The organism is Candidatus Enterococcus avicola (assembly GCF_047470845.1).
GTDB lineage: Bacteria > Bacillota > Bacilli > Lactobacillales > Enterococcaceae > Enterococcus_D > Enterococcus_D casseliflavus.
Genome location: NZ_JBLGTY010000021.1, coordinates 22561 through 49413, shown reverse-complemented (window position 1 = coordinate 49413; position 26853 = coordinate 22561). Strand labels below are relative to the sequence as shown.

28 protein-coding genes are annotated in these 26853 nt (G+C 42.2%); all 28 read left to right on the top strand.

The window, feature by feature from the left end:
• The first annotated feature begins 194 nt into the window (after nucleotides 1-194).
• The 28 genes from ACI3E5_RS14590 (at nucleotide 195) to ACI3E5_RS14455 (ending at nucleotide 26730) form a co-directional block, all read left to right on the top strand.
• Nucleotides 195-1250, top strand: coding sequence for a hypothetical protein (locus tag ACI3E5_RS14590; protein WP_498821996.1), 1056 nt, complete (start codon nucleotides 195-197; stop codon nucleotides 1248-1250).
• Between the two features lie 527 nt (nucleotides 1251-1777).
• On the top strand, nucleotides 1778-5053 hold the full coding sequence (locus tag ACI3E5_RS14585) for a Cna B-type domain-containing protein (protein WP_498821994.1): 3276 nt from the start codon (nucleotides 1778-1780) through the stop codon (nucleotides 5051-5053).
• Between the two features lie 138 nt (nucleotides 5054-5191).
• Nucleotides 5192-6148, top strand: coding sequence for an alpha/beta hydrolase (locus ACI3E5_RS14580; RefSeq protein ID WP_086337979.1), 957 nt, complete (start codon nucleotides 5192-5194; stop codon nucleotides 6146-6148).
• Nucleotides 6149-6165: 17 nt separating this feature from the next.
• On the top strand, nucleotides 6166-6438 hold the full coding sequence (locus tag ACI3E5_RS14575) for a GNAT family N-acetyltransferase (protein WP_015510184.1): 273 nt from the start codon (nucleotides 6166-6168) through the stop codon (nucleotides 6436-6438).
• A gap of 155 nt (nucleotides 6439-6593) precedes the next feature.
• The gene (gene secG, locus ACI3E5_RS14570; RefSeq protein WP_005228700.1) at nucleotides 6594-6830 is read left to right on the top strand and encodes a preprotein translocase subunit SecG; all 237 of its coding nucleotides are present in this window, start codon (nucleotides 6594-6596) and stop codon (nucleotides 6828-6830) included.
• Nucleotides 6831-6953: 123 nt separating this feature from the next.
• On the top strand, nucleotides 6954-7706 hold the full coding sequence (locus tag ACI3E5_RS14565; protein WP_074536100.1) for an alpha/beta hydrolase: 753 nt from the start codon (nucleotides 6954-6956) through the stop codon (nucleotides 7704-7706).
• 3 nt (nucleotides 7707-7709) lie between these two features.
• Nucleotides 7710-10070, top strand: coding sequence for a ribonuclease R (rnr, locus tag ACI3E5_RS14560; RefSeq protein ID WP_128487840.1), 2361 nt, complete (start codon nucleotides 7710-7712; stop codon nucleotides 10068-10070).
• Nucleotides 10071-10085: 15 nt separating this feature from the next.
• On the top strand, nucleotides 10086-10544 hold the full coding sequence (gene smpB, locus ACI3E5_RS14555; RefSeq protein ID WP_325815959.1) for an SsrA-binding protein SmpB: 459 nt from the start codon (nucleotides 10086-10088) through the stop codon (nucleotides 10542-10544).
• A gap of 293 nt (nucleotides 10545-10837) precedes the next feature.
• Nucleotides 10838-11557, top strand: coding sequence for a F0F1 ATP synthase subunit A (gene atpB, locus ACI3E5_RS14550; RefSeq protein ID WP_008380872.1), 720 nt, complete (start codon nucleotides 10838-10840; stop codon nucleotides 11555-11557).
• Between the two features lie 32 nt (nucleotides 11558-11589).
• The gene (gene atpE, locus ACI3E5_RS14545) at nucleotides 11590-11802 is read left to right on the top strand and encodes an ATP synthase F0 subunit C (protein ID WP_005228705.1); all 213 of its coding nucleotides are present in this window, start codon (nucleotides 11590-11592) and stop codon (nucleotides 11800-11802) included.
• An 88-nt stretch (nucleotides 11803-11890) separates the two neighbouring features.
• Nucleotides 11891-12415, top strand: a complete 525-nt coding sequence (atpF, locus tag ACI3E5_RS14540; protein ID WP_016612589.1) for a F0F1 ATP synthase subunit B — start codon at nucleotides 11891-11893, stop codon at nucleotides 12413-12415.
• Nucleotides 12402-12944, top strand: coding sequence for a F0F1 ATP synthase subunit delta (locus tag ACI3E5_RS14535; RefSeq protein WP_010749797.1), 543 nt, complete (start codon nucleotides 12402-12404; stop codon nucleotides 12942-12944). Before atpF ends, ACI3E5_RS14535 begins: the two co-directional genes overlap by 14 nt.
• 23 nt (nucleotides 12945-12967) lie before the next feature.
• Nucleotides 12968-14524, top strand: coding sequence for a F0F1 ATP synthase subunit alpha (gene atpA, locus ACI3E5_RS14530; protein WP_005228708.1), 1557 nt, complete (start codon nucleotides 12968-12970; stop codon nucleotides 14522-14524).
• Between the two features lie 15 nt (nucleotides 14525-14539).
• A complete protein-coding gene (locus ACI3E5_RS14525; protein WP_005228710.1) occupies nucleotides 14540-15442 on the top strand; it encodes a F0F1 ATP synthase subunit gamma in 903 nt (300 codons plus the stop codon).
• A 26-nt stretch (nucleotides 15443-15468) separates the two neighbouring features.
• A complete protein-coding gene (atpD, locus tag ACI3E5_RS14520; protein WP_005231864.1) occupies nucleotides 15469-16875 on the top strand; it encodes a F0F1 ATP synthase subunit beta in 1407 nt (468 codons plus the stop codon).
• Between the two features lie 31 nt (nucleotides 16876-16906).
• On the top strand, nucleotides 16907-17329 hold the full coding sequence (locus ACI3E5_RS14515) for a F0F1 ATP synthase subunit epsilon (RefSeq protein WP_005228716.1): 423 nt from the start codon (nucleotides 16907-16909) through the stop codon (nucleotides 17327-17329).
• Between the two features lie 160 nt (nucleotides 17330-17489).
• Entirely contained in the window at nucleotides 17490-17723 is a 234-nt protein-coding gene (locus ACI3E5_RS14510; RefSeq protein ID WP_008380880.1) for a DUF1146 family protein, read from the top strand.
• Nucleotides 17724-17813: 90 nt separating this feature from the next.
• On the top strand, nucleotides 17814-19106 hold the full coding sequence (murA, locus tag ACI3E5_RS14505; protein WP_016608772.1) for a UDP-N-acetylglucosamine 1-carboxyvinyltransferase: 1293 nt from the start codon (nucleotides 17814-17816) through the stop codon (nucleotides 19104-19106).
• 21 nt (nucleotides 19107-19127) lie between these two features.
• Nucleotides 19128-19304, top strand: a complete 177-nt coding sequence (locus tag ACI3E5_RS14500) for a DNA-directed RNA polymerase subunit beta (protein WP_005228723.1) — start codon at nucleotides 19128-19130, stop codon at nucleotides 19302-19304.
• A 91-nt stretch (nucleotides 19305-19395) separates the two neighbouring features.
• A complete protein-coding gene (yidD, locus tag ACI3E5_RS14495) occupies nucleotides 19396-19671 on the top strand; it encodes a membrane protein insertion efficiency factor YidD (protein ID WP_016608771.1) in 276 nt (91 codons plus the stop codon).
• 39 nt (nucleotides 19672-19710) lie between these two features.
• Nucleotides 19711-20169, top strand: coding sequence for a GNAT family N-acetyltransferase (locus ACI3E5_RS14490; protein WP_221693233.1), 459 nt, complete (start codon nucleotides 19711-19713; stop codon nucleotides 20167-20169).
• Nucleotides 20170-20293: 124 nt separating this feature from the next.
• Nucleotides 20294-21175 carry an ROK family protein gene (locus ACI3E5_RS14485; protein ID WP_005228730.1) on the top strand — a complete coding sequence of 294 codons (882 nt, stop codon included), beginning with the start codon at nucleotides 20294-20296 and terminating at the stop codon, nucleotides 21173-21175.
• Between the two features lie 284 nt (nucleotides 21176-21459).
• Nucleotides 21460-22647, top strand: coding sequence for an ABC transporter substrate-binding protein (locus ACI3E5_RS14480; RefSeq protein ID WP_010749790.1), 1188 nt, complete (start codon nucleotides 21460-21462; stop codon nucleotides 22645-22647).
• Between the two features lie 108 nt (nucleotides 22648-22755).
• Nucleotides 22756-23634, top strand: a complete 879-nt coding sequence (locus ACI3E5_RS14475) for a branched-chain amino acid ABC transporter permease (protein ID WP_005228742.1) — start codon at nucleotides 22756-22758, stop codon at nucleotides 23632-23634.
• Between the two features lie 9 nt (nucleotides 23635-23643).
• Complete coding sequence (locus tag ACI3E5_RS14470) at nucleotides 23644-24621, top strand: branched-chain amino acid ABC transporter permease (protein ID WP_005228744.1); 978 nt, start codon at nucleotides 23644-23646, stop codon at nucleotides 24619-24621.
• Complete coding sequence (locus ACI3E5_RS14465; RefSeq protein WP_015510179.1) at nucleotides 24602-25378, top strand: ABC transporter ATP-binding protein; 777 nt, start codon at nucleotides 24602-24604, stop codon at nucleotides 25376-25378. The genes ACI3E5_RS14470 and ACI3E5_RS14465 overlap by 20 nt, the downstream gene beginning before the upstream one ends.
• The gene (locus ACI3E5_RS14460) at nucleotides 25378-26079 is read left to right on the top strand and encodes an ABC transporter ATP-binding protein (RefSeq protein WP_015510178.1); all 702 of its coding nucleotides are present in this window, start codon (nucleotides 25378-25380) and stop codon (nucleotides 26077-26079) included. The genes ACI3E5_RS14465 and ACI3E5_RS14460 overlap by 1 nt, the downstream gene beginning before the upstream one ends.
• A gap of 3 nt (nucleotides 26080-26082) precedes the next feature.
• On the top strand, nucleotides 26083-26730 hold the full coding sequence (locus tag ACI3E5_RS14455) for a CBS and ACT domain-containing protein (protein ID WP_221693231.1): 648 nt from the start codon (nucleotides 26083-26085) through the stop codon (nucleotides 26728-26730).
• Nucleotides 26731-26853: the final 123 nt, after the last annotated feature.

Below are 26853 nucleotides of genomic sequence, written 5' to 3'. Positions count from 1 at the left end.
TGCTATCTTTTTTTATAAAAAAAGTGTCAGTAGAAAATCCGTAGATTTTCCACCAACACTAAATATTGTAGAACCAATTATGGTAGAGTCCCCCCATGTGTAATTGACATGGGGGGACTTTTTTACGAGTTTTATCGGTATGCTAATTGTATGATAGACTATAGGAAAACTTAGTATTTTAGGAGAGAATGCTGATGAAAAAATTGTACATAAATAATGTAGTATCAAAGGAAGTAGAACATATTGTTTCGGCTGCAGGAATTATTGACCTATTTCCAAAAGATTTGATCCTCCAGTATAATTGGCTGATTACCGATTATTCAGGTGACATGAGTATTTTGCATTCGATTGAAAAGAAGAAAAATGGAAAGTCGCTTATTTGGCTGAGCGGCCATAATTTATTGGATGCAATCAAAGATACTTATCTTTATGAAGGGGTGCTAACTGGTTTTTTACCCAGCATTTCTTTGGATGATCTTTTGATCTTTGATTCTTATCCTGAGTGGGAAGGCTGGAATCGTGATGTAGATCTTCCGTACATTCAGCATCCATTAGGCAGTTTAGAATTAATCATTGATGATGGTAGCTCGTATTCTGTCGTTACAGACGATACAGATCTATTGGTATATATAGAAAAGCATTGTAAGGATATAGCTGTGTCTGATTCATGTGATGAAAGACCAGACAGATTGTTTGGCGATCTTTATAGTCAACAGTTGCTACCCACAACTGTTGGCAACTGGTGGTTAACCTTTAACGGGGAGCCGATTTCTTTTAAAGTAATCGATGGTCATAGCAATTTTTCGAGTGACTACGGTGAAAGTCATCCAGATTGGGTCAACGAAATAATCGGTCGCTTTATCTTATTGCCTAATTTAAAAATGATCAAAGGGAAGGGAAAACTTGAGATAAAAACGGATCTTCCTCGACACTCTTTCCGTGATTTTGAAATCGTTAGTGGGCAAAGATACTATGGCGCGCAATATTTGTTAAAAAAATCTGTCAATAACCTTAATTTTGCTGTAACTCAATATTATGACGATGAGTGTTTCCTGAAAAAATCCGGGGGTGTATATCAACTTGACAGGTCTGACTCGGGATTTCCAGCTTATTTTATTGAGGGGAATCAAAGTCCAACTGATTTAAGATTTTGTGTATCATGGGGTGCATTGGCTACTGCAGATTCTTTGTCCTTGGATGTGGCTTGTGACTTTGATCAAGAGGAGATTGCTCAAACTTTTAGTAATTAAAAGTGAATGAAAGCTATATAGAAAAAATCTGTTTCTAGTAGATGAACAAGGAACAGTTTTTTTCTATAGAAAGTAAGTTGAAAAATTAAGAGAACTTATAAATAGAGGGAAAATAACAGTAAGATTTTAAAGAATCAGCTAAAATTTTTGTAATCGAAAATGAAAATAATGTGATTGTTTATGAAAATTTTCATTTCCAGTTTACATTTATTATTTTTTTGACTAGTGAAATTTTAACGAGTTGCCCATCACTGCTGTTGCTCAAGAGTTTTGAATGAAAGAACTTTTATCACAAACAAAAGATTCTTTCTGGATTTTGAGTATTTATCATGAATAAATTGTTCTGTTGTTTTTTGAAACTAAAGAAATTATATTTCATTTTCACAAGTTCTCCTGAGAGCAAGAATCATTTTATGGTTCTTGCTTTCATTTTTTTCACATAAACAAACTTTGAGGTATTTTGCATTTTGTCTTTTTTCCGATTAGGATAATCACCTGAGTAAAATTTGTTGTTTGGAGGAAGAGAAATGCGTACTTATGTGAAAAAAATATCTTACCCGATTGTTATGTTGTCTTTGCTTGTAATGTCCTATGTGACGCCATTGTTACCAGTCGTTACAGCTCATGCGGACACCGAGGGAAACACCAAAATAATTCTATTTCAAAATGAAAAAGGAACAGCGCAAGTGACCTCATTACCAGATCCTACGACAGGAAAAATCACTTGGACGATCGAGGTAGAAAAGAATCAGCAGTCTGCTGCTAATCAACTGGCATTCAGCTTGAGTGAAGGAGAACAAATGGTTTTGCCAGAATCAATCCAAAGCAACGGCATGCCATTTACATATGATCCGCAAAGACAGCAGCTGATGGAAGAAACTACTAGCAGCTCCTTTAGCCAAATGACGCTAACGTTTCAAACAAAAGCTCTTAAAACTTTGACAATCAAATCCGCATTTCTTCAAACAGAGGAAGAAAATGGACAAGTGAAAGAAGACATTATCAACACAGCAGATGTAGCAGTTGCTCTACCTGACAATCAATCCACAGAAGCAACGAGTGCCGAAGCGGTGCTTGCTGACAGTCAGGAACAAACAGGGGCTTCCGAAAAACAGCCTGCAACAAAAAGCAGCGAGTCACAACCACAAGCAGAATCAAATACCTCATCAACAGCAATCGAATCACCACTTGATACACAAGCAAGTGCGCCAGCAGCTTCACAACTATCAAGTGGCGGCAGCTTTAAAAATGATGTGCCAGAAGTTGATGACGTACTTCTAGGAGAAGCCCAGTATTTTCATATTTTTGCTAACCATGTGACGCTAAATACCCATACGAACGGAAACTTAGCAGTGGGGGAACTAAATGGCAATGTCAATTTTGGAACCAGTATTCAGGATGGTTCGTTGGCAACAGAAATCAATTATATTCAAAAGGTCAATGCGATCGCAAATTCTTCTTTTGTGTCAGGAACTGATAGCAGAAAAAACAAAGTTGTCTTTGGCCCATCAGTCACAGTAGATTTAGCAGATCAAAATCAACAACCTGCCGTTTTTGTAAATGGACAGAGAATGGATCACTTGAAAACTTCCGAAGTTTTCCAAGATCAATCTGCAAGTGAACCGTATATAGATTTTAAAAAGGTATTTTCAACGTTACAGGCGACGTCAGAAAGGCTAGGAACCTACCCGCAAACACCCGGTGTAACCAAAGATTTTACTGATAATAATCAGCGGGTCATCAATACCGCCCGTGCTGAAAATGATACGCAAGAGGTGGTGTTGACCTTAACGGATGAACAAGGTAACCCGCTTGATGACGGTGTCTACGAACTTCAAAATAAAAAGACACATAAAGAGGTTGATGAAGAGGTCACAAATGATGATGGACAAGTAATCGAAACGGATCTTCCAGAAGGGGATTATTCCTTTGTTGAAACAGAAGCGCCAGACGGTTATCTAATTGACAAAAAACCAATTTCCTTTTCGGCAGACACTATTGATGAAGAAGATCAAAAGGTAGTCGTTACTCTTTCAAAAACAGAATTAGAAAAAGATACACCAATTACCATCAAAGGGCTAACAAAAGGCACGTCTCCTGTACTCATCAATGTGGATACTGAAGGAGCAAGTACCGTTAATATCAAGTCGCAAATCAAACTAGAATATACAGATGGCACGACGCGCAATAGTCATGAAACAGAAGATTTTGATGATGCCGTTATCCTGTGGAATTTTATTAATCAGTCAAAAAATCAAATGATTTCGATTAATAGTCCCTTCCAAGGAACGATTTTGGCTGTTGGTGATACAGTTGATGTCCACCAGAATGTTGACGGCAGTATCGTTGCTGATACGGTATTGGTCAATGCGGAAACCCACCGCTGGGATCTTCAAGCCAATGAAACGATTGTACCGATAATCAAATTAGCTGCAATGAATCACCTGCTGTCTCTTGATACAACGATAGTCAGCGGAACCAAAACGTGGGACGATTATGACAACAAATTTAATACCCGTCCGACAAGCATTACGGTTCAATTACTGCAAAATGGTGAAGTGTTCCAAACAAAAACGGTTACCCCGAATAAAGAGGGGGAATGGCATTATGAATTTACCGATCTACCAACAACCGACGAATCTGGTCAGACCTATGACTACGCAATTCAAGAAACACCCGTTGAAGGATATACCACCAAAGTAAATGGCTATGACCTAGTCAACACCTACCGCAATACTGAAACGACAGAAGTATCAGGAACAAAGACATGGAATGACAACGACAACAAGTTCAATACCCGCCCTGAAAGCATCACTGTCAAACTGATTCAAAATGATAAGGAAATCGACAAGCAAGTCGTAAAATCAGATAAAGAAGGCGACTGGACCTATCGCTTTGACAATTTGCCTAAGTATGATACCGAAGGAAAAGTGTACACTTACACGATCCAAGAAGAAAATGTTCCAGGATACACCAGTGAAATCAATGGTTATGACCTAGTCAACACGTACCGCAATACGGAAACAACAACAGTTTCAGGTACGAAAACATGGAATGATAACAACAATCAGCTCAACATCCGACCAGAAAGTATCACTGTCGGTTTGATGCAAAATGGTAAAAAGATCGACAATCAAATCGTAAAAGCCGATAAAGAAGGGAACTGGACTTATCACTTCGAGAATCTGCCTAAGTATGATTCCAAGGGAAAAGCCTATGTCTACACGATTCAAGAAGCAACCGTTTCTGGATATATCAGTGAAGTAAACGGCTATGACCTAGTCAATACGGAAACAACCACAGTTTCAGGCAGAAAAACTTGGAATGACAACGACAACAAGTTCAATACCCGTCCTGAAAGCATCACTGTCAATCTGATGCGAAACGGCGAAAAATACGCAGAAAAAATCGTAAAAGCAGATAAAAAAGGCAACTGGTCCTATCGCTTTGATAAGCTGCCAAAATACGATGCCGAAGGAAAACCCTATACCTACACGATCCAAGAAGAAAATGTTCCAGGATACACCACCAAAATAAATGGCTATAACTTAGTCAACACTTATACAGGGCCAGAGACACCAAAAACACCAAGTGATCCTAAAAAGCCGCAGGTCCCGTTGTCACCTAAAAAGCCAGATACTTCTAAACAATCGGAAGATGACAACAAGAATGACGTAAACCATGCGACTACTGAAAAACGATTGCCTAAGACAAACGAGCGCTCTTCTTATGAGTGGAGTATCCTTGGAAGTATTTTACTCGTTACAAGCGTTGGCATACTTTGTCGACGAAAACATAGTTAACCAATTAAAACTTTGTCCTGCTTCTCTGCTAGAAGTCAGGGCAAAGTTTTTTTAAAGTATAGGACTTATTTAAGACGTGCGACAAAACTTTGGCTGAAATCCATTGTAAATGGTAAACTAAAATTAAGGGGGGATCCTATGGTTTGGCTATTGCTACTACTGCTTATTTTTGGTTTTTTGGTGTACTATGTATATCGCACGTCTGTTTTGAAAAAGGGCGTACGCTATTTTGTTTCGGCGATCATTATGCGAAACAATGAATGGTATGAAAAAGAAGGCAGAAAGAAACTGGGGATTCCATACAAAGAGCGGATCGCAACAAAGAGTTCGGCTTTTTGGGCACAAGGTTCGGAATGTACGGTAACGACCGCCGATGATCTGATCCTAACAGCGGAAGTCTTTGATCAGTGTGCAAAAACGTGGGTGATCTGCTTGCATGGGTATCGCAGTGATGGGCAAGCAGACTGTCAAGAGGCAGCCGAGAAATTCTGGTCTGCTGGTTACAATGTTTTAGTTCCTGATTTACGTGGACATGGCCGCAGTGAAGGCAAAGAGATCGGTTTAGGGTGGCTAGATCGGATGGATCTACTTTTGTGGATCGATAAGATTTTGGAAAAAGACCCACAAACACAAATCTTCCTCTATGGTTTAGGAATGGGGGCTGCGACCTTGCTGCTGGCTAGTGGAGAAGTCATGCCGGTGCAAGTGGCTGGGTTGATCTCAGACAGCAGCTATACGTCCGTTTACAGTGCGATCCGATCAAGTTTGCCGCAATTTTCTCGGTTACCGATCAAACGCTTTTTGCGCTTAGCGAATCGCTATAGCAAACAATTAGTCGGTTATCCCTTCTTGCAGATCTCGGTGACCCGACAAGTCGGCAGCAACCATTTACCTGTGCTGTTTTTACAAGGAGAAAAAGATTCGTTTCTTTCGGAAAAAGAGATCAATACCTTAATGGAAGCAACGGCTGGACCGAAACAAAAAGTCCTCTTTGCGAATATGGGACATTTACAGGCAGTGAAAGATGCACCAGAATATTGGCCAACCGTTTTGCAATTCATTGAGAATATCAAACAAAATACAGACATCGTCTGATAGAAAGGAAGAAAGCAATGGAAATCAAAGAAGAAAATAAACGTTTTGCTTTGTATGATGGAGAAAAAGAGGTGGGAGAAATCACATGGCAAGAAACGCCAGATGATGTTCTAGAAGTAGACCACACCTTCGTCAATCCTGATTATCGCGGCCAGCAATTGGCGCAAAAATTACTCAAAGCGGTTGTTGAAAAAGCAAGACGGGAAGAGAAAAAAATTATGCCTGTCTGCTCCTTTGCGGTCAAAGAGTTCAAAGAAAAACCAGAATACGATGACGTACTCGTTCGCTGATTTGAACGAAAGTGATCTATGAGAAAAAGGCTGTCAGAAAGGACAGTCTTTTTTTTAACCGTCCTGCAACGGTCAATGACAAAAAGAGAGTAGTAATTTCCAGCGGAAAATGCTAAAATGGAAAGGACGACTTTATCAAGCAAGGAGGAGCTAACGTGTATAACATCTTATTAACTGCTGTGATCGTTATTTCGATTTTAATGGTCATTACGATCATGATGCAGCCTAGCAAGCAAAATAGTGCAGCTAGTGCCTTTACTGGCGGTGCAGATCAATTGTTTGGTAAGCAAAAAGCCCGTGGATTTGAAGCGGTGATGCAGCGTTCAACGGCCATTTTAGGTTTTGTTTGGATGGTCTTGCTCTTTATTTTGGCTTTTCTTTCATCAAACTAATCACTTTGTTAGCGAACCTCTCGTAAAGAGAGGTTTTTTTCTTTTTAACGGGAAGATTTTGATCGCATTTGTCGAAGTATTCTTGCTAACTATGGTAGAATTGGACGTGAGGTGAAAGGAAACATGAAAACATTTAATCAACCAAAACCGGTTTTTGCTGAACACGGCAAACGAGCGGTCATTTTGTTCCATGCCTATTCAGGCAGTCCTAACGATGTGCGCATGCTTTGTCGTTCGTTAGAACAAAAAGACTACACGGTTTATACACCGATGTTTACTGGACATGGTACACCGAATCCAGATGATATCTTAAATCAAGGAATGACTGTTTGGCAGCAGGATGCTGCGGATGCAGTTGCTTATGTGAAAGAAAAAGGCTATGAGGAAGTTGCCGTTCTTGGACTTTCGATGGGTGGAATTTTAGCGATGGATCGTTTGACGCAAGACCCAACATTGATGGGCGGCGGTCTTTTTTGCTCACCGTTATTTGAAACCAAGAACGAAGTACCAGTCAATTTTGAAAAGTATGCTGAAATGGTCATACCCTACGCTGATTTAGATGAGGCGACCCAAAAAGAAATATTGGCAGAAGTCCCTCGCAAGGTCAGAGAACAACTGCAAGGAATCGAAACAGTCGGACAAACCACAGCCGAGCATTTAGGAAAAATCGAGCGCCCAATCTTCCTGGCGCAAGCAGGAAGGGACCAAATGATCGATCCACAGACGGTTTTCAAAACCGCAGCGGCATTGTCCCATGTTCCCTACACGCTTCAATGGTATCCTCAAAGTGGTCATGTGGTGACAGTTGGACCAGAACGGAAAAAATTAGAGCAGGATGTGTTTGCTTTCTTAGAAACACTTGCTTGGAAAGAGTGAGTTATGACAGAAACGATTAAAACAAAAATTGTTCAGTTTCTCGAAGAAAGCCGTAAAAAAAGTTTTTCAATGGAAGAAATTGCTGAAGGTCTAGGACTTCAAAAAAGTACAGACTTTAAGAATCTTGTCCAGACAGTAGCGGCGATGGAACGAGAAGGCAGTGTGATTTTTAACAAAAAAGGCAAAGTGAAATTACCAATGAAACGAGTGTTTGTGGAAGGAACCTTCCGTGCCAACGAGCGGGGCTTCGGCTTTGTCACGTTGGATGAAGAAGAAGACGATATTTATATCCCTAAAGAAGCAACAGGCTATGCCATGGACGGCGATACCGTTGCTGTAGACATCGTGCATGTTGCCGATCCTTTTTCAGATCGCGGCGCAGAGGGAAAGGTCGTAGAAATCAAGCAACGCGCCATCAGTCAGTTGGTCGGCGAGTTTACATTATTTGACGAAAAAGAGATCGAAGAATCGGATCTATATGGCGTTGTTCAACCTAAAGATAAAAAACTAAGCGATTTAAAGGTGTTTATCGGCGCCCAAGGAATTCGTCCAGTAGACGGCAGCATCGTGATCGTTGAGATCAGCCATTATCCAGAAAAAGGCTATTCGAAAAGCTTAGAGGGGTTGATCACAAAAGTTGTGGGGCATAAAAACGATCCTGGAATGGATATTTTATCGATCGTCGTGGCGAATGGGATTCCCACAAAATTTGAGGAAGAAACCTTGGCAGCGGCAGATGCAGTACCCGATACGATCGATCCTGCTGACTTTCCAGAACGACGGGATTTGCGAGATCAACAGATCGTAACGATCGATGGTGCGGATGCCAAAGATTTGGATGATGCGGTGACGGTAAAAGCATTGCCTGACGGCAGCTTTTATTTGGGCGTGCATATCGCAGATGTTTCTTATTATGTGACAGAAAACAGTGCGTTGGACAAAGAAGCTTTTGAGCGGGGAACGAGTGTCTATCTAACGGATCGAGTGATCCCGATGATCCCACAACGTTTATCAAACGGGATCTGTTCGTTGAATCCGAATGTTCCAAGGTTGACCATGAGCTGTGAAATGTGGATCAACCAAGAGGGGATCGTCACGGATTACAATATTTTCCAAAGTATTATTCAAACAAGTGCCCGCATGACTTATCAGGCAGTCAATCAAATTATTGAAGACAATGATCCAGAAACCAGCAAAGAATATGGGGAACTAGTACCGATGTTCCATGATATGGCCGCCTTGCACCACGTGTTAGAAACGATGCGGATCAAGCGTGGGGCGGTTTCTTTTGAAGACCGCGAAGCGAAAGTCTTGGTCGATGGAGAAGGACACCCGCAAGAAATCGTTCTGCGAGAACGTGGCGTCGGCGAACGATTGATCGAGTCCTTCATGTTGGCAGCCAATGAAACCGTGGCGCGCCATTTCAATCGGAAGCATTTACCATTTATTTATCGGATCCATGAGGAACCAAAAGAAGAGAAAATGCGTCGCTTCTTTGATTTTGCTTCTGCTTTAGGGATTGTAGTCAAACAAACCAACGGCTCGATCTCACCAAAACAACTGCAAAAAGTGGTTGAAGATGTCGCAGATAAGCCAGAGGCAATGGTTGTCAATACGATGCTGCTCAGAAGTATGCAGCAAGCGAAGTATTCAGAAGAAAACGTCGGCCACTATGGTTTGGCAGCGGAAGATTATACTCACTTCACGTCACCGATCCGTCGGTACCCCGACTTGATCGTGCATCGCTTGATTCGTTCTTACAGTGAAGATGTCTCTGAAGCCAACCAAAACAAATGGGCTGAAATCTTGCCTGACATCGCAATGCACAGCTCCCAAATGGAACGACGAGCAGTCGATGCAGAAAGAGAAGTCGATGCGCTAAAAAAAGCTGAGTATATGGCCGATAAAGTAGGAGAAGAGTTTGACGGTATCATCAGTTCCGTCGTTAAGTTTGGCTTGTTTATTGAATTGCCTAACACGATTGAAGGGCTGATCCATATCAATAATCTGAAGCAAGATTACTTCCATTATTTGGAAAACCATCTGGCACTTGTAGGTGAACGGACAGGCTTGACCTTTAAAATTGGTCAAAAAGTTCGTATCAAAGTCGTGAAAGCTGATCCTGAAACAAGAGAGATCGATTTCGAATTGGTAGCAGCAGAAGAAGTCGAAAAACTGCAAGCACCAAAAGCCAACAAACGAAACAACCATCAAAAAAATGAAGCGAACCGTCGCGGGAAAAAACAACACAACCCTGAGAAAAAACAAGGGAAACGCTTTGAACAAACCGGTAAAGGCAAGTCAAAGAAAGCTGGCAAAGTGAAAAAGAAAAAACCTTTTTATAAAGGAATCAAGAAAAAATAATTGGAGGGATGGCCCGTGCCTAAAGGAGAAGGGAAATTAATCGCCCAAAACAAAAAGGCCCGCCATGATTACACGATCCTCGATACGATCGAAGCGGGGATCGTCTTACAGGGAACAGAGATCAAAGCGATCCGTAACAGTCGGATCAATTTGAAAGACGGCTTTGTACGCATTCGCAATGGTGAGGCATTCTTAGTCAATGTGCATATCAGCCCATACGAGCAAGGAAACATTTTTAATCATGATCCACTACGGACAAGAAAACTGTTAATGCATAAAAAGCAGATTGCTCGTCTGATTGGCGAAACAAAAAATACAGGCATGACGATCGTTCCGTTAAAGGTGTATATCAAGGATGGTTATGCCAAAGTTTTGATTGGTTTAGCGAAAGGAAAACGCGAATATGACAAGCGGGAATCCTTGAAACGCAAAGATCAAGAAAGACAAATTGACCGAGTTCTTAGAAATTTCTAATTTTCTAAGAACTTCTTTTAGAATCCGATAGAGGTTATTGCTTTGAAAATCGCGCTAAATTTGGTAGCATTTAAGGGAAAGCTGTTGATATAACAGGCTTTTTCTTCCACATAGCGACACGGGAATTTTTCATTTAATTTAGGATTTTTGGCATTGTGAGTTTTTTGTCTAATTTTCTTGAAAATGCTTTGAAATTTTCCATTCGTGGTGGTATGATACCGATTGTTATGAGAGGAAACGCATTGTAACACCAGATTTTTTTCTGGAGATGACAGGAAAAGAGGTGAGAAAGATTGGAAGATAAATCGCTTATGTTTCATATCGGTCCTATATGGTTTGATGGAACTGTAGCTATGATGACAATCATTTCTTGTATTATTGTTTTTTTGGTGGTCTTTATTTGTACACGTAATCTGCAAATGAAACCGAAAGGGAAGCAGAACTTCATTGAATGGGTCATTGACTTTGTTCGCGGTATCGTAGCGGACAATCTACCAGGATCTCAAGTGAACAACTTTCATTTGCTCGGTGTAACAATGTTTCTTTTTGTGTTTGTGGCAAATGAGATCGGGTTAGTCACAAAAATCGTGACGACAGATGACATTACCTTATGGAAAAGTCCGACAGCAGACCCGTTTGTTACACTGACACTCGCACTTATGGTTATTTCCTTGACACATTTCTTTGGGATCAAGTCGTTGGGCTTCAAAAATTACTTGATCAATTCGTACTTGAAACCGGTGGGGTTCTTATTACCGCTAAAAATCATCGAAGAATTTACGAATGTCATCACGTTAGGCTTGCGTTTATATGGAAATATATTCGCAGGTGAAGTGTTATTAGGATTGATTGCCAACATGTTTATTAGTCTTGGTTGGTGGTCATTACCGATCGTGATGCCACTAGAAATGATCTGGATTGGCTTCTCACTCTTTATTGGAGCGATCCAAGCTTATGTATTTGTTACATTGACCATGGTATTTATGAGCCACAAAATCGTGGCAGAACATTAATCGAATCGACATACAATTAGGAGGAAAAAAGAATGAACTTTATTGGAGCAGGATTAGCAATTATCGGAGCAGCAATTGGTGCAGGGTATGGTAACGGACAAGTAATCGCAAAAACGATCGAATCAATGGCACGCCAACCTGAAATGTCAGGTCAACTACGTTCAACAATGTTTATCGGGGTCGCGTTAGTCGAAGCTGTACCGATTCTAGGGGTAGTTATCGCGCTGTTATTAGTCTTCCGATAAGACAAGCACGAAAAGGCAGAAACGAACAATTGCACTCGTTTTTGCTTTTTTCTAATGAAACAATGACTTTCAGAAAGGAAGAATCGTTATGCTAAATCAGTTGGTTATGGCGGAAGTTCAAAATCCAATGCTTGGCAATATTATCGTTGTCAGCGGATCAATTCTTCTTTTGCTATTCTTATTGAAACATTTTGCATGGGATGCCATCAGCAGCATGATGCAAAAACGGGAAGATAAAATCGCCAATGATTTGGATTCAGCGGAACAATCACGCTTGAATGCAGCAAAATTAGAAAAAGAACGCCAAGAAAAATTGGCACGTTCTCATTCTGAAGCTGCGGAGATCATCAAGAGCGCCAAAGATAGCGGGGAATTGAGTCGACAAAATATTTTGAGCGAGACCAAAGAAGAAGTGGCTCGTTTGAAAGAAAAAGCAAACTCAGATATCACCCTTGAAAAAGAAACTGCGTTAAAAGAAGTGAAAGATGATGTTGCAGAACTTTCGCTTCAAATCGCAGAAAAAATCTTAGGCCGCGAATTGACTCCCGAAAATCATGAATCCCTAATCAATCAATATATCGAAGGATTGGGTTCAGTTAATGAAACTCGATAAATTCACAGTGGGAAAACGCTATGGAAAAGCCTTGTTCGAATTGGCGATGGAAGAACAGCGCTTGACAGAAGTTTACCAAGAATTAATGACCTTGCGTCAGATTTATCAGGAGATTCCAACATTCGGTCAGATCGTGACGGATAACCGCTTGGATCTCCATGAAAAAAGACAATTAGTCGATCAATTGCTGAAGGGCTTTGAAGGCTTGGTCAGAAATTTCTTAGAGATCGTTTATGAATATGATCGCATGGATGATCTATTGCTGATCATTGATGAATACGAACGTCGTTACGATGAATATCAAGGTCTTGTTCTCGGAACGATCACAACGGCTGTTGCTTTGTCAGCAGAACAAAAAAGCAAAATCGAAAAGCAAATCGCCGATAAGCTTGGGTACAAGCAGGCACAATTGAAAGAAACGGTCGATCCAACGATTTTAGGCGGAGTCATCGTTGAAGCAAATCATCAAGTGATCGACGGTAGTATTAAGAGCCAACTGGATTATCTGCGACAAAAAATCGGCAGATAAACAAGAGATAAGAGGTGAATCGGATGGCCATCAAAGCAGAAGAAATTAGTGCCTTGATCAAAGAGCAAATTAAAAATTATCAGAACGAACTTTCTGTAGAAGAAATCGGTACTGTCACATATGTTGGGGACGGGATCGCCCGCGCCCACGGTTTAGAAAATGCCATGAGTGGAGAACTGCTTGAGTTTTCAAACGGTTCTTATGGGATGGCACAAAACTTAGAATCAAACGACGTCGGGATCATCATCCTAGGTGATTTTGAAACCATTCGTGAAGGAGACAAAGTAAAACGAACCGGTAAAATCATGGAAGTTCCTGTCGGCGATGCATTAATTGGCCGGGTAGTGAATCCATTAGGGCAACCGATCGATGGCTTAGGTCCGATCGAAACAGACAAATCACGCCCAGTTGAAGCAGCCGCACCAGGTGTAATGCAACGGAAATCCGTATCGGAACCAATGCAAACAGGGTTGAAAGCTATTGATGCTTTAGTGCCAATCGGACGTGGCCAACGGGAATTAGTCATCGGTGACCGGAAAACCGGGAAAACAACGATTGCGATCGATGCGATCATCAACCAAAAAGGGCAAGACATGATCTGTATCTATGTCGCTATTGGCCAAAAAGACTCAACGGTTCGTGCACAAGTAGAAACATTACGCCGTTACGGTGCACTTGATTACACGATCGTTGTTTCAGCAGGTGCTTCACAACCAGCACCATTGCTTTACATCGCACCTTATGCCGGGGCAGCAATGGGAGAAGAATTCATGTATAACGGCAAACATGTTTTGATCGTCTTTGATGACTTATCAAAACAAGCAGTCGCTTACCGTGAACTTTCTCTACTTCTACGCCGTCCGCCAGGTCGTGAAGCATACCCAGGGGATGTCTTCTACTTGCACTCTCGTTTATTGGAACGTGCAGCGAAATTAAGTGATGAACTAGGTGGCGGATCAATGACGGCACTGCCGTTCGTTGAAACGCAAGCGGGGGATATCTCAGCCTATATCCCAACCAACGTGATTTCTATCACAGATGGACAAATTTTCTTAGAAAATGACCTGTTCTATTCAGGTGTGCGTCCTGCCGTAGCGGCTGGATTGTCCGTTTCACGGGTTGGTGGTTCTGCACAGATCAAAGCGATGAAGAAAGTTGCTGGAACCTTGCGTTTAGACTTGGCAAGTTACCGCGAACTAGAAGCCTTCACACAATTTGGGTCTGATCTAGATGCTGCGACACAAGCCAAATTAAACCGCGGTCGTCGCACCGTTGAAATCTTAAAGCAAAAACTACATGAACCATTGGCAGTCGAAAAACAAGTCGTGATTCTTTATGCGTTGACGCATGGATTCATTGATAGTGTACCTGTCAATAAACTATTGGACTTTGAAGCAGAATTATTTGAGTATATCGAAGCAAACGCAGCAACGATTTTTGAAACCATTCGGACAACGAAAGACTTGCCAGAAGAAAGCTTGTTAGATGACACCATTAAAGCATTCAAAGATATTTTCATGGCATCCAACAGTTCTCGGGTGACACCGCAAGATAAAATATCGACAATGCAAAACGCATAAAAGAGGTGAGAGAAAATGGCTGCTTCATTAAATGAAATCAAGCAACGAATTGCCTCAACAAAGAAAACCAGCCAAATCACAAAGGCCATGCAAATGGTTTCAGCTGCAAAATTAACAAAATCTGAAGCTCATTCGAAACAGTTTCAAGTGTATGCCAACAAAGTACGTGAAATCGTTACGCATTTGACTGCGCAGCAGCTTTCCGATCTTGCAGGTTCTGGTCCTAAAGATGGTGTGAACTATAACAGTATGTTGGTTAGTCGTCCGGTCAAACGCACAGGCTATATCGTCATCACTTCTGATGGCGGTCTAGTGGGCGGCTATAATAGTTCCATCTTAAAACAAATGATGACCATGCTGGATGAAGACCATGCAAAAGAAGAAGAGTATGTCATGATTGCCATTGGTGCAACTGGCGCTGACTTTTTCAAAGCACGGGGCATCAATTTGGCGTACGAGTTAAGAAACCTTTCGGATCAACCAAGCTTTGATGAGGTACGTAAAATCGTAACATTGGCAACCACGATGTACCAAAACGAGGTCTTCGATGAATTATATGTGTGTTATAACCATCACATCAATTCATTGACTAGCCAATTTCGTGTGGAGAAAATGTTGCCGATATCCGATTTAGATCCTGAAGAAGCCGAAAGTTATGAACAAGAATACTTGTTTGAACCTTCCAGAGAAGCGATTTTGAATCAATTACTGCCTCAATACGCTGAAAGCTTGATTTATGGTGCGATTGTTGACGCAAAAACAGCCGAGCATGCTGCTGGAATGACAGCGATGAAAACAGCAACAGATAATGCCAAAAATATTATTGGGGACTTGACGATCTCATACAACCGAGCGCGCCAAGGAGCGATCACCCAAGAAATTACTGAAATTGTGGCGGGGGCATCCGCGTTAGAATAGTTTCAAGAACGAATGGAGGAATACGAATGAGTTCAGGCAAGATTGTTCAAGTCATTGGTCCCGTTGTTGACGTGGAATTCTCTCTAGACCAATCATTACCAGATATCAACAATGCGTTGATTGTTTACAAAAAAGATGAGCAGAAAACAAAAGTTGTGTTAGAAGCTGCCCTAGAACTTGGCGACGGCGTTATCCGTACGATTGCCATGGAATCAACAGATGGCTTACAACGAGGAATGGAAGTAATCGATACAGGCGCCTCCATCTCTGTTCCAGTTGGGACAGAAACATTAGGACGGGTATTTAATGTCCTAGGCGATACCATCGATTTAGAAGCACCATTTCCTGAAGAGGCACCCCGCAGTGGGATTCACAAAAAAGCACCTGACTTTGATGAATTGTCAACAAGTACGGAGATCCTTGAAACTGGGATCAAAGTCATTGATTTGTTAGCTCCTTATTTAAAAGGGGGGAAAGTTGGACTTTTCGGTGGTGCCGGTGTTGGTAAAACCGTCTTGATCCAAGAATTGATCCACAACATCGCCCAAGAGCATGGTGGGATCTCTGTCTTCACAGGTGTTGGTGAACGGACACGTGAAGGAAATGACCTTTATAATGAAATGAAAGAATCTGGCGTTATCGAAAAAACAGCCATGGTGTTTGGACAAATGAATGAACCACCAGGTGCCCGGATGCGGGTAGCTTTGACTGGTTTGACATTAGCCGAGTACTTCCGTGATGTGGAAGGACAAGACGTGCTCTTGTTTATCGATAATATCTTCCGCTTCACTCAAGCAGGTTCTGAAGTATCTGCCTTACTAGGTCGGATGCCGTCGGCCGTTGGGTATCAACCAACATTAGCAACTGAGATGGGGCAATTACAAGAACGGATTACATCGACGAAAAAAGGTTCCGTTACGTCTATTCAAGCCATCTATGTCCCTGCCGATGACTATACAGACCCAGCACCTGCGACTGCTTTTGCCCATTTGGATGCAACAACCAACTTGGAACGTAAATTGACCGAACAAGGGATCTATCCTGCCGTTGATCCACTGGCGTCTTCTTCTAGTGCGTTAGCACCTGAAATCGTTGGTGAAAAACATTATGAAGTAGCGACTGAAGTACAGCATGCGTTGCAACGTTATCGGGAATTACAAGACATCATCGCCATCTTAGGGATGGATGAACTGTCTGATGATGAAAAAACCTTAGTTGCCCGCGCACGCCGCATTCAATTCTTCTTGTCTCAAAACTTCCACGTAGCGGAACAGTTTACGGGACAACCTGGTTCTTATGTGCCAGTTGAAGAAACCATCAAAGGATTTGCAGAGATTCTTGAAGGAAAATATGATGATCTTCCAGAAGAAGCCTTCCGCAGTGTTGGACGAATTGAAGATGTCATTGAAAAAGCGAAAAAAATTGGCTATTAATTAACCAGCCTTGAAGAAAGAGGGGAACCTCATGGATCAATTTTTAACAGTCAATGTGGTGACACCTGCTGGTTTGGTTTACGATCATCACGCGAAAATCGTGGTTGCACGTACGACAGATGGTGAGATCGGTATTTTGCCGCACCATGCCCCAATCATCGTTCCATTGACGATTGATGAAGTCCGGGTCAAACGGATTGATTCAGATACCCATGTCGACTGGGTCGCTGTCAACGGCGGTATATTAGAAGTGCGAGACAATGTTGTCTCGATCGTAGCCGATAGTGCGGAACGTGATCGTGACATCGACGTTTCACGTGCAGAAAGAGCAAAACAGCGTGCAGAACGCCAAATCGAAGAAGCCAAACAAGTCGAGGATATCGACCAGCTTCGGCGCGCAACGGTTGCTTTGCACCGCGCCATCAATCGAATCAACGTGTCAAAACATTCCTAAAAAACAAGGGCATCTTGCCTTTGTTTTTTTGTTTCTTCAAGAAAACGTTTTAAAAACTTTTTAAAGTCTTTTCATGAAGGTTTCAAGAAAGATTATTTTTTATCTTGACATCTTTGTGGTATGATAGGAATGTTCAATTATGAAAAAAGGAGCAGGAAGTATGCAAGTGTATGGAATTGATGCAATCATTCGAATCGTGAGTCATTTAGCGTTCATCTATTTAGCATTTTGGGCATTGCAATCTGTGCGGATCGATGCTTTTTTTAAAGCCTTACGAACGACTCAGATACGAATGGTCATGGTGTTTCTTGCGATTGCATTAGGCTACACCGCCAGTACTTTTTTCCTTGAGTTGATTGCGCTATGTCGTAATTTATTTTTAACAGGTTTTTAAGAATTTCATTAATATATGCAAAAACACCGAATATTATGCTATAATTGGCAAGATTTGTGTGAGTCACTGCATTATTTGGAGGGAACATAAATGGAAGAGATGATCGTTCAAGGTGGTAATCGATTAACTGGAACAGTGAAGATCGAAGGGGCAAAAAATGCTGTTCTACCTATCTTAGCGGCAAGCTTATTAGCGGAAGAAGGAACAACGACATTAACAAATGTACCGATCCTTTCCGATGTATTAACAATGAAAGAAGTGATTCGGCATTTAAATGTCGCAATCGATTTTGAAGAAGAAAACAACACAATGACGATCGATGCGTCACAAGAATTAGCAATCGAAGCACCGTATGAGTATGTGAGCCAAATGCGCGCTTCAATCGTAGTCATGGGGCCTTTGTTAGCCCGTAATGGACATGCCAAAGTGGCAATGCCTGGCGGCTGTGCAATCGGCAAACGACCAATTGATTTACATTTGAAGGGATTTCAAGCACTAGGCGCGCAAATCATCCAAAAAGATGGATACATAGAAGCGATCGCCGATGAGTTAAAAGGCAATAGCATTTACTTGGATTTCCCAAGTGTCGGCGCAACGCAAAATATCATGATGGCTGCCGTAAAAGCTAAAGGCATCACCATCATTGAAAACGTCGCTCGTGAGCCAGAAATCGTTGATTTAGCAAACATTTTGAATAAAATGGGTGCCAAGGTCTTTGGTGCAGGAACCGAAACGATGCGTATTGAAGGTGTCGAACACCTGCATGCAGTAGATCATTCGATCGTGCAAGACCGTATCGAAGCAGGAACCTTTATGGTTGCAGCAGCGATGACTCAAGGAGACGTTATTATTAAAGATGCGATCTCAGAGCACAATCGTCCATTGATTTCAAAATTGATCGAAATGGGTGCAGAAGTGACTGAAGTCGCTGAAGGGATTCGTGTGGTCGGACCAGAACGCTTGAAAGCGACTGATGTAAAAACGATGCCACATCCAGGTTTTCCTACGGACATGCAAGCGCAAATGTCTGCTATTCAATTATTAGCGCAAGGAACGAGTGTTGTGAATGAAACGGTATTTGAGAATCGTTTCCAACATTTAGAAGAAATGCGTCGCATGAATGCCCATGTAAAAATTGACGGCAACGTTGCAGTGATCGAAGGCGGTCATGAATTACAAGGTGCCCTGGTCTATGCGACAGATTTACGTGCCGCAGCAGCGTTGATTTTATTAGGTCTGCGTTCAACGGGACGGACGCGTGTTCGCAATCTAAAATATTTGGATCGCGGCTACTACAAATTCCACGAAAAATTGCAACAATTAGGGGCATCTGTTGAACGAGTTTCTGACGCAGTAGAAGAAGTCGTACCAGTTAACGCCTAATAGGAGTAGGAGAGAAAAAAAGTGAAGTTGAACCGTTATATTTTAACTAGCTTGATAAAAATTCTAATCGTCATTTTATTAGCTATTTTATTGTTCCTAGCAGGAACGATGATTGGTTATGGAGTGATCGGTGACGGCAGTCCTTTTAAAGTATTCTCTCCAAGTCTTTGGAATCATATCTTTGAGTTTATGAAATAAACCATAACTAGGACTTACGCCACGTGCTGAGTCCTAGTTTTTTCTATCTATCTTTACTGAATCGTACGCTAAAAAGAAAGGCTGGCAAGAAATGAGTAAACTTTTGATCGGCTTTGTTCGTTTCTATCAACGTTTTATTTCCCCATTATTTCCTCCTAGCTGTCGTTATTATCCGACTTGCTCAGGATACATGATCCAAGCCATCCAAGTCCATGGAGCAGCCAAAGGAGGCTTGATGGGGGTAGCTCGTATCTTACGCTGCCATCCCTTTGTAAAAGGCGGAATAGATTACGTACCCCAGACGTTTACTTTAAAACGAAATACGAAAGACAAAGTCAAACCAACGTACCGTTATCGGAAAAGTTAAAAGGAATCAACAGAAATATAAAAAAGGAGCCAAAAAGCCATGATTCGTCCAATCGCCCCTAATGAAGCGTATCCTTGGGCGTTGCTGCTGGATGCAGATCCTGAAAAAGCAGTCGTAGAAAGCTATCTATATAATAGCCAAACACTTGTTTATGAAGAAGCTGGAGAAATGATTGGTGTGCTAGTTTATCAAAATCAAGGCAAGAACTGGGAGATCATGAATGTGGCCGTTTCGCCAGAAAAGCAAGGAATGGGCATCGGTCGTCAATTGCTGCAAGCTGCCGAAGAAGCGATCCTTAGTCAGCACCTCGGGGCAAAACGGCCGATCGTAGTGATCAAAACTGGTAGTCTGCCCTCTGCAGCCTTGACTTTGTACCAAAAGCAAGGCTATGTTGAAAAAGAGCGGGTGAAGAATTATTTCACCACCCACTATGTCGAACCGATTTTTGAGAATGGGCAGCAGCTGTTCGATCAAGTGATTTTAGAAAAACAACTCTAATGGATGAAGAGACAGTCTAAGTGAATGAGACTGTTTTTTTCTTGTCCTCGGAAATCGCTTTCTTCAAGCGCCGACTTGCGGTAAAATAGACAGTATCAGAATAATAAAGGATTGAGGGAAAAAAATGGCGATTTTAGTCTTTGATATGGGTGGTTCAGCAGTAAAATATGGCGTCTGGGCACAAGATTCTTTGGTGAGTAAAGGGAAGTTCACTACTCCAAATACTTGGGAGGAAATGAAAGCACAGCTGCAGCAAGTGAGGGCAAGCGTAGATGAAGAGATTGAAGGCGTTGGAATCAGTGCGCCAGGTGCGGTCAATGCCCAAGAACGGCGGATCGACGGTATTAGTGCGATCCCTTATATCCATGGGTTTGATATTTACTCAGAACTCGAAGCAGCGTTTGGGGTACCCGTAACCATCGAAAATGATGCCAATTGCGCTGGGATGGCTGAATTTTATCAAGGAGCGGGCAAAGAGTATCAGCAAGCAGCCTTCGTTGTGATCGGAACAGGCGTTGGCGGTACCCTGTTTCAAAATGGTGAGCTAGTCCGTGGGGCACATTTATACGGTGGCGAATTTGGGTTGATGATCCTAGATCAAGGCAAAACATTTTCGCAACTAGGGACAGCGGTTCAGATGGCCTGGCGGTATTGTGATCGGATCGGAGTGGATCGAACGACGATTACCGGTGAAGAGGTCTTTCAACGTGCAGAAGATGGCGATGCCATTGCGATCGAGGAAGTCAATAAATTTTACAACTATTTAGCACAAGGACTGTTCAGTATTCAGTTTGCTTTTGATCCTGAAGTGATCATTATCGGCGGTGGTGTCAGTGCCAAAAAAGGCTTGTTAGAAGAAGTTGACCAGCGCTTGAAAAAAATGTTGGCGGATCAAGCATTAAATGATTTCGTCCCACTGATCAAGCTATGTGACTATCGCAATGATGCCAATTTAGTTGGGGCGGCGGCAAATTTTCAAGCATTGTATCCACGAAATAGCCGCTAACATGAGGATGTAATGTTTTCAAACGTCCGTTTGAAAAAAAAAGTATCAAATCAAAGCGTATCGGCAGCAAGCAAAGGGGAAAAACCTTTGCTTGCTTTTCTTTTTATCCGAAAATTAGAAAAGCGATTCCATTGTTGCTGGATCAATGTTTTAAAAGCACCATTTTTTATCGGCGAAAAAAATAAATTCTGAATAGGTGAAATATTCTGATAATTCGTTGACATTTCCTAGATTTTTCAGTATATTGGATAACATATTCAGGGGAAGTAAAGGAGAGGAAAATTATGAAAAAGAAATTTGCATTTTTGTTTGCGAGTTTGTTTTTATTGACAGCTTGTAGTGCAGGACCAACAGGTGGACCAACGGATAGCAGTGGTGCTGCTGAAGGTGGCAATAAACAAGAGGGAGATACCATTAAGATTGGTGCCAACTTAGAGTTGTCTGGAGCAGTTGCTGCTTATGGGACGGCTGAAAAAGAGGGGATCGACTTGGCAGTCGAAGAAATCAATGCTGCCGGCGGCGTTCTTGGAAAACAAATTGAAATCATTTCGAAAGATAACAAATCAGATAACAATGAAGCGGCGACAGTAGCAGCCAACTTAGCAACCAACGATAAAGTCGTTGCCATTATTGGACCAGCAACTTCAGGTGCCACGAAGGCGGCTTTACCGAATGTGACGAGAGCCCAAGTACCGATGGTCACTCCTTCAGGTACCGATGATGCGATTACTTACACCAGTGGAAAAGTCCAAGAATTTGCATTCCGTTCTTGTTTCCAAGATAGCTTCCAAGGAACAATCTTGGCAAAATATGCAGCAGAAAATTTGGATGCTTCAAAAGCCGTAATCTTGGGTGATAACTCAAGTGACTACGCAATTGGTTTGACGGAAGCATTTAAAGAAAGCTACCCAGGCGAAATCGTCTTAGAGGATAACTTTACCGAAGGCGACAAAGATTTCCAAGCAGTTCTTACAAGAATCAAAGATGTCGACTTCGATGTCTTGTTCATTCCAGGCTACTACACAGAAGCTGGTTTGATCATCAAGCAAGCGCGAGAATTAGGGATTGATCAAGCAATCATTGGTGCGGATGGATTCGGTGATGAAAAAATGGTTCAAACAGCTGGTGCAGAAAATGTCAGCAATGTTTACTATACAGGTCACTTCTCTACCAAAGCACCAGCAAACGACAAAGTTGAGCCGTTTGTGGCAGCTTTCAATGAAAAATATGGCAAAGAGCCTTCTGCTTTTAATGCATTAGCCTATGATGCCGTTTATATGATCAAACAAGCGATCGAAGATCAAAACTCAGCAGATTCATTGGCGATCGCAGCTGGTTTGTCTGAACTGAAAGACTTTGTCGGTGTGACCGGTGAAATCACGATGGATGAAAATCATAACCCTGAAAAATCAGCAGTTGTTTTAGGATTGACTGACGGGAAAGAAACCTCAGCAGACACTGTGGAACCTTAAAAAACCCGCAGTTGTTTGGCAGTGAAAACTGGGACAGACCTGATGTGTTTGTCTCAGTTTCTTTTCTCTAAAAGAATGACCATAATAAATGATATTGGAAGTGAGTATATGGAAATGATGATCCAACAATTGATCAACGGCTTGTTTCTAGGCAGTATCTATGCCTTGTTAGCGTTGGGTTATACGATGGTGTATGGCATCATCAAGTTGATCAACTTCGCCCACGGAGAAGTTTACATGATCGGTAGTTTTATCGGTTACTTTTTGATCAATCAATGGCAATTAGGGTTTTTCCCCGCGTTGTTCATTTCAATGATCGCCAGTGCAGCTCTTGGGGTAACGATCGAATTTTTAGCGTATCGTCCCTTACGCAATTCCACGCGAATTTCGGCACTGATCACGGCAATCGGGGTTTCTTATTTTTTGCAAAATGTCATGATCTTTTTCTTTTCAGCCAATGTGCGCCCCTTTCCGCAAGCGATTGAACGACAAACTTATTCCATCGGGTTTGTTCAAGTAAGTAATGTCCAGTTATTGATCTTGGCTGTTTCGGTTACCTTAATGATTCTCTTGCAATTGATCGTGAAAAAGACCCGTATGGGAAAAGCGATGCGGGCAGTAAGTGTTGATGCAGATGCAGCGCGTTTGATGGGGATCAATGTCAATCGAACGATTTCCTTTACCTTTGCCTTAGGCTCGGCTTTGGCTGCAGCTGGCGGGATGCTGATCGGTTTGTATTATAATTCCATTGATCCATCAATGGGCGTCGTTCCTGGTCTGAAATCTTTTGTTGCAGCGGTTCTCGGCGGGATCGGGATCATTCCTGGAGCAGCCTTAGGTGGCTTTGTGATCGGTTTGGTGGAAACAGCAGCGACAGCGCTTGGTTTTTCTGATTATAAGGATGCTTTAGTGTATGTCATTTTAATAATTATATTGTTGGTTCGTCCAGCTGGGATCCTCGGCAAAAATATCAAAGAGAAAGTGTAGGTGGCAGAAATGAAAAAGAATTTACGTTACAACTTAATCTGGCTCGCTCTGGCAGCTATTCTTTATTTTGGATTATTTGCAGCCTACAATGGCGGAATGATCAATTTGTTCTCTGATGCCATCATCGTCAATATCGGAATCAATATCATCTTGGCAGTCAGTTTGAATCTGATCATCGGCTTTTCAGGGCAATTTTCCTTAGGACATGCTGGATTTATGGCAATCGGTGCTTATGCTGGCGCGATCCTGTCGGCAAGCAATCCAACCTTTGGTGGCTTTTTAACTGGTTTACTGGTGGGGATGCTGGTTTCTGGTGCAGTCGCATTAGTGGTTGGGATTCCGACCCTCCGTTTAAAAGGCGACTATCTAGCGATCGCTACCCTAGGTGTGGCAGAGATCATTCGGATCTTGTTGGTGAACCTACGAGGCTTGACCAATGGTCCTGCAGGAATTTTCGGATTGCCCCAATTCAGTAATTGGCAAATCGTCTTTCTCTTTGCCGTTTTATCGATTCTTGTCGTGTCAAACTTTATCCATAGCGGACCAGGTCGGGCGACTTTAGCGATTCGGGAAGATGAGATCGCTGCAGAATCAATGGGGGTCAACACAACGAAATACAAGGTAATTGCGTTTGTAATGGGGGCAGTAATGGCAAGCATTGCTGGTACCCTTTATGCCAGCTATCAGCAGTCGGTTTTCCCACGAGATTACGGTTTTATGAAATCGATCGATGTATTGATCATCGTCGTTTTTGGAGGGCTTGGGAGTACCACAGGAGCAGTTGTTTCGGCAGTAGTGCTAGGAATCTTAAATATGTACTTGCAAGGCTTCTCTGATTTGCGCATGATCATTTATGCATTGGCTTTGATCATCATCATGATCTTTAAACCAAGCGGACTTTTAGGGACATGGGAATTCTCCGTAAAAGGACTGCTGGATAAATTTAGAAAAAAGGGGGATGACAACGATGCCTCTATTAGAAGTTAAAAGCTTAACGAAAAACTTTGGCGGTTTAGCTGCTGTTTCTCATGTAGACCTCCATTTAGATACCAATGAGCTGGTCGGATTGATTGGACCAAACGGTGCTGGCAAGACAACGCTCTTTAATCTCCTGACAGGTGTGTATGAACCTAGTGAAGGGGAAGTGCTTTTTGAGACCCAAGGTAAGCCAAAACGTTTAAATGGCGTGAAGCCCTATAAAATTGCAGATTTAGGTCTTTCAAGAACCTTCCAAAACATTCGCTTGTTTAAAAATTTGACTGTGATGGACAACGTCTTGATCGCTATGAACAGTAAGCATAAAGAAGGACTGCTGACCAGCATCCTGCGTTTGCCAAAGTACTACAAAAACGAAGCGTCCATGAAGAAAAAAGCCTTAGAGCTGTTACGGATCTTTGATATGGATGGCAAAAGTCAAACGTTAGCGAAAAATTTGCCTTATGGCGAGCAGCGTCGGTTAGAGATCGTACGCGCATTGGCTACAGAACCAAAAATTCTGTTTCTTGACGAGCCGGCTGCGGGGATGAATCCTCAAGAAACAACAGAACTGACAAAGTTGATCTATAAGATCCAAAAAGATTTTCAATTGACGATCCTCTTGATTGAGCATGATATGAGTTTGGTCATGGAAGTGTGCGAACGGATCTATGTGCTGGAATACGGCCAAGTCATCGCCCACGGTGAACCAGAAGAGATCAAAAACAATCCGCGGGTGATCGAAGCTTATCTAGGAGGGGAAATCTGATGCTGGAAATTCAAAATTTAAGTGTACACTACGGCATGATCCAAGCGGTCCATGATGTTTCCTTCCACGTCAATCAAGGGGAGATCGTTTCACTGATTGGTGCCAATGGTGCAGGGAAAACCACGATTTTACGGACGATTTCTGGATTGATCCGCCCCTCAAATGGCTCAGTCACTTTTGAAGGAAAACGAATTGAGAAAGAAGCACCGCAAAAAATCGTCGCAAACGGCTTGTCGCAAGTGCCAGAAGGGCGGCACGTCTTTTCAGGATTGACGGTTCAAGAAAACTTAGAGATGGGCGCCTTCTTGCGTAAAGACAGTGGTGTCAAAGAAGACTATGAACAAGTTTACCGCAAGTTTCCTGTATTGAAAGAACGCCTCTCGCAAGATGCGTCGACATTATCTGGCGGTGAGCAGCAGATGTTGGCAATGGGGCGGGCATTGATGTCAAAACCGCGCTTGCTTTTGCTGGATGAGCCTTCGATGGGCTTGGCACCGATTTTTATCAAAGAAATTTTTTCAATCATTCAAGAAATCAAGCAGCAAGGAACGACTGTGCTACTGATTGAACAAAATGCAAAAATGGCTTTATCGATTGCCGATCGCGGCTATGTATTAGAAACGGGGAAAATCGTTTTAGAAGGTACTGGAGAAGAATTACTAGCAAGTGATGAAGTAAGAAAAGCGTATCTAGGAGGCTAAACAATGAGCGTAAGTGATTTTATGACGAAGACGGTCGTCACCGTCGATTCGCAGACACCGATCTTTGATGCAGTAGATTTAATGAAGCAGCACGATATCCACCGTCTGCCCGTCGTTGACGATGATAAATTAGTAGGGTTGATCACAGAAGGAACGATCGCTGAAGCAACTCCCTCAAAAGCGACAAGCTTAAGCGTTTATGAAATGAACTATCTCTTAAATAAAACGACGGTTGCTGATATCATGTTGAAAAAAGTGACCACGATTGAACCAGATGCACTATTAGAGGAAGCCATTTCCGTCATGCGTAGTGAAAACGTGGGGGTTTTACCAGTCATGGATGATGATACCCTAGTGGGAATCATTACCAATAATGATATTTTCGATGCCTTTTTGAAAATCACTGGCTACCATGATGGCGGAACCCGAGTGTCCATCGAGATCACGGATGACCATGTAGGCGTGTTAGCAGACGTGACCAAACTGCTTGCCGATCATCAGATGAGTATTTTGACCATCGTAGTCAATCGGATGGCGCTAAAAACGATTGTTGAGATCCAAGTAGAGTCGCGCCAAGTCGCAGCGATTGAGAAAATCTTAAGCGATGCGGGGTATACCGTAACCAGTGCTGTCTTGACGAACCAGAAATGAGACAAAGCAGCAAAAGTAGTCGATCGTAACGATTGACTACTTTTTTTCGTTCCAGATGAGATTTTCTTTTTCTTTTGCTGGTTTTCTGTTAAAATAGGAAGGTGCTGTAAAGAAAGAGGTGCA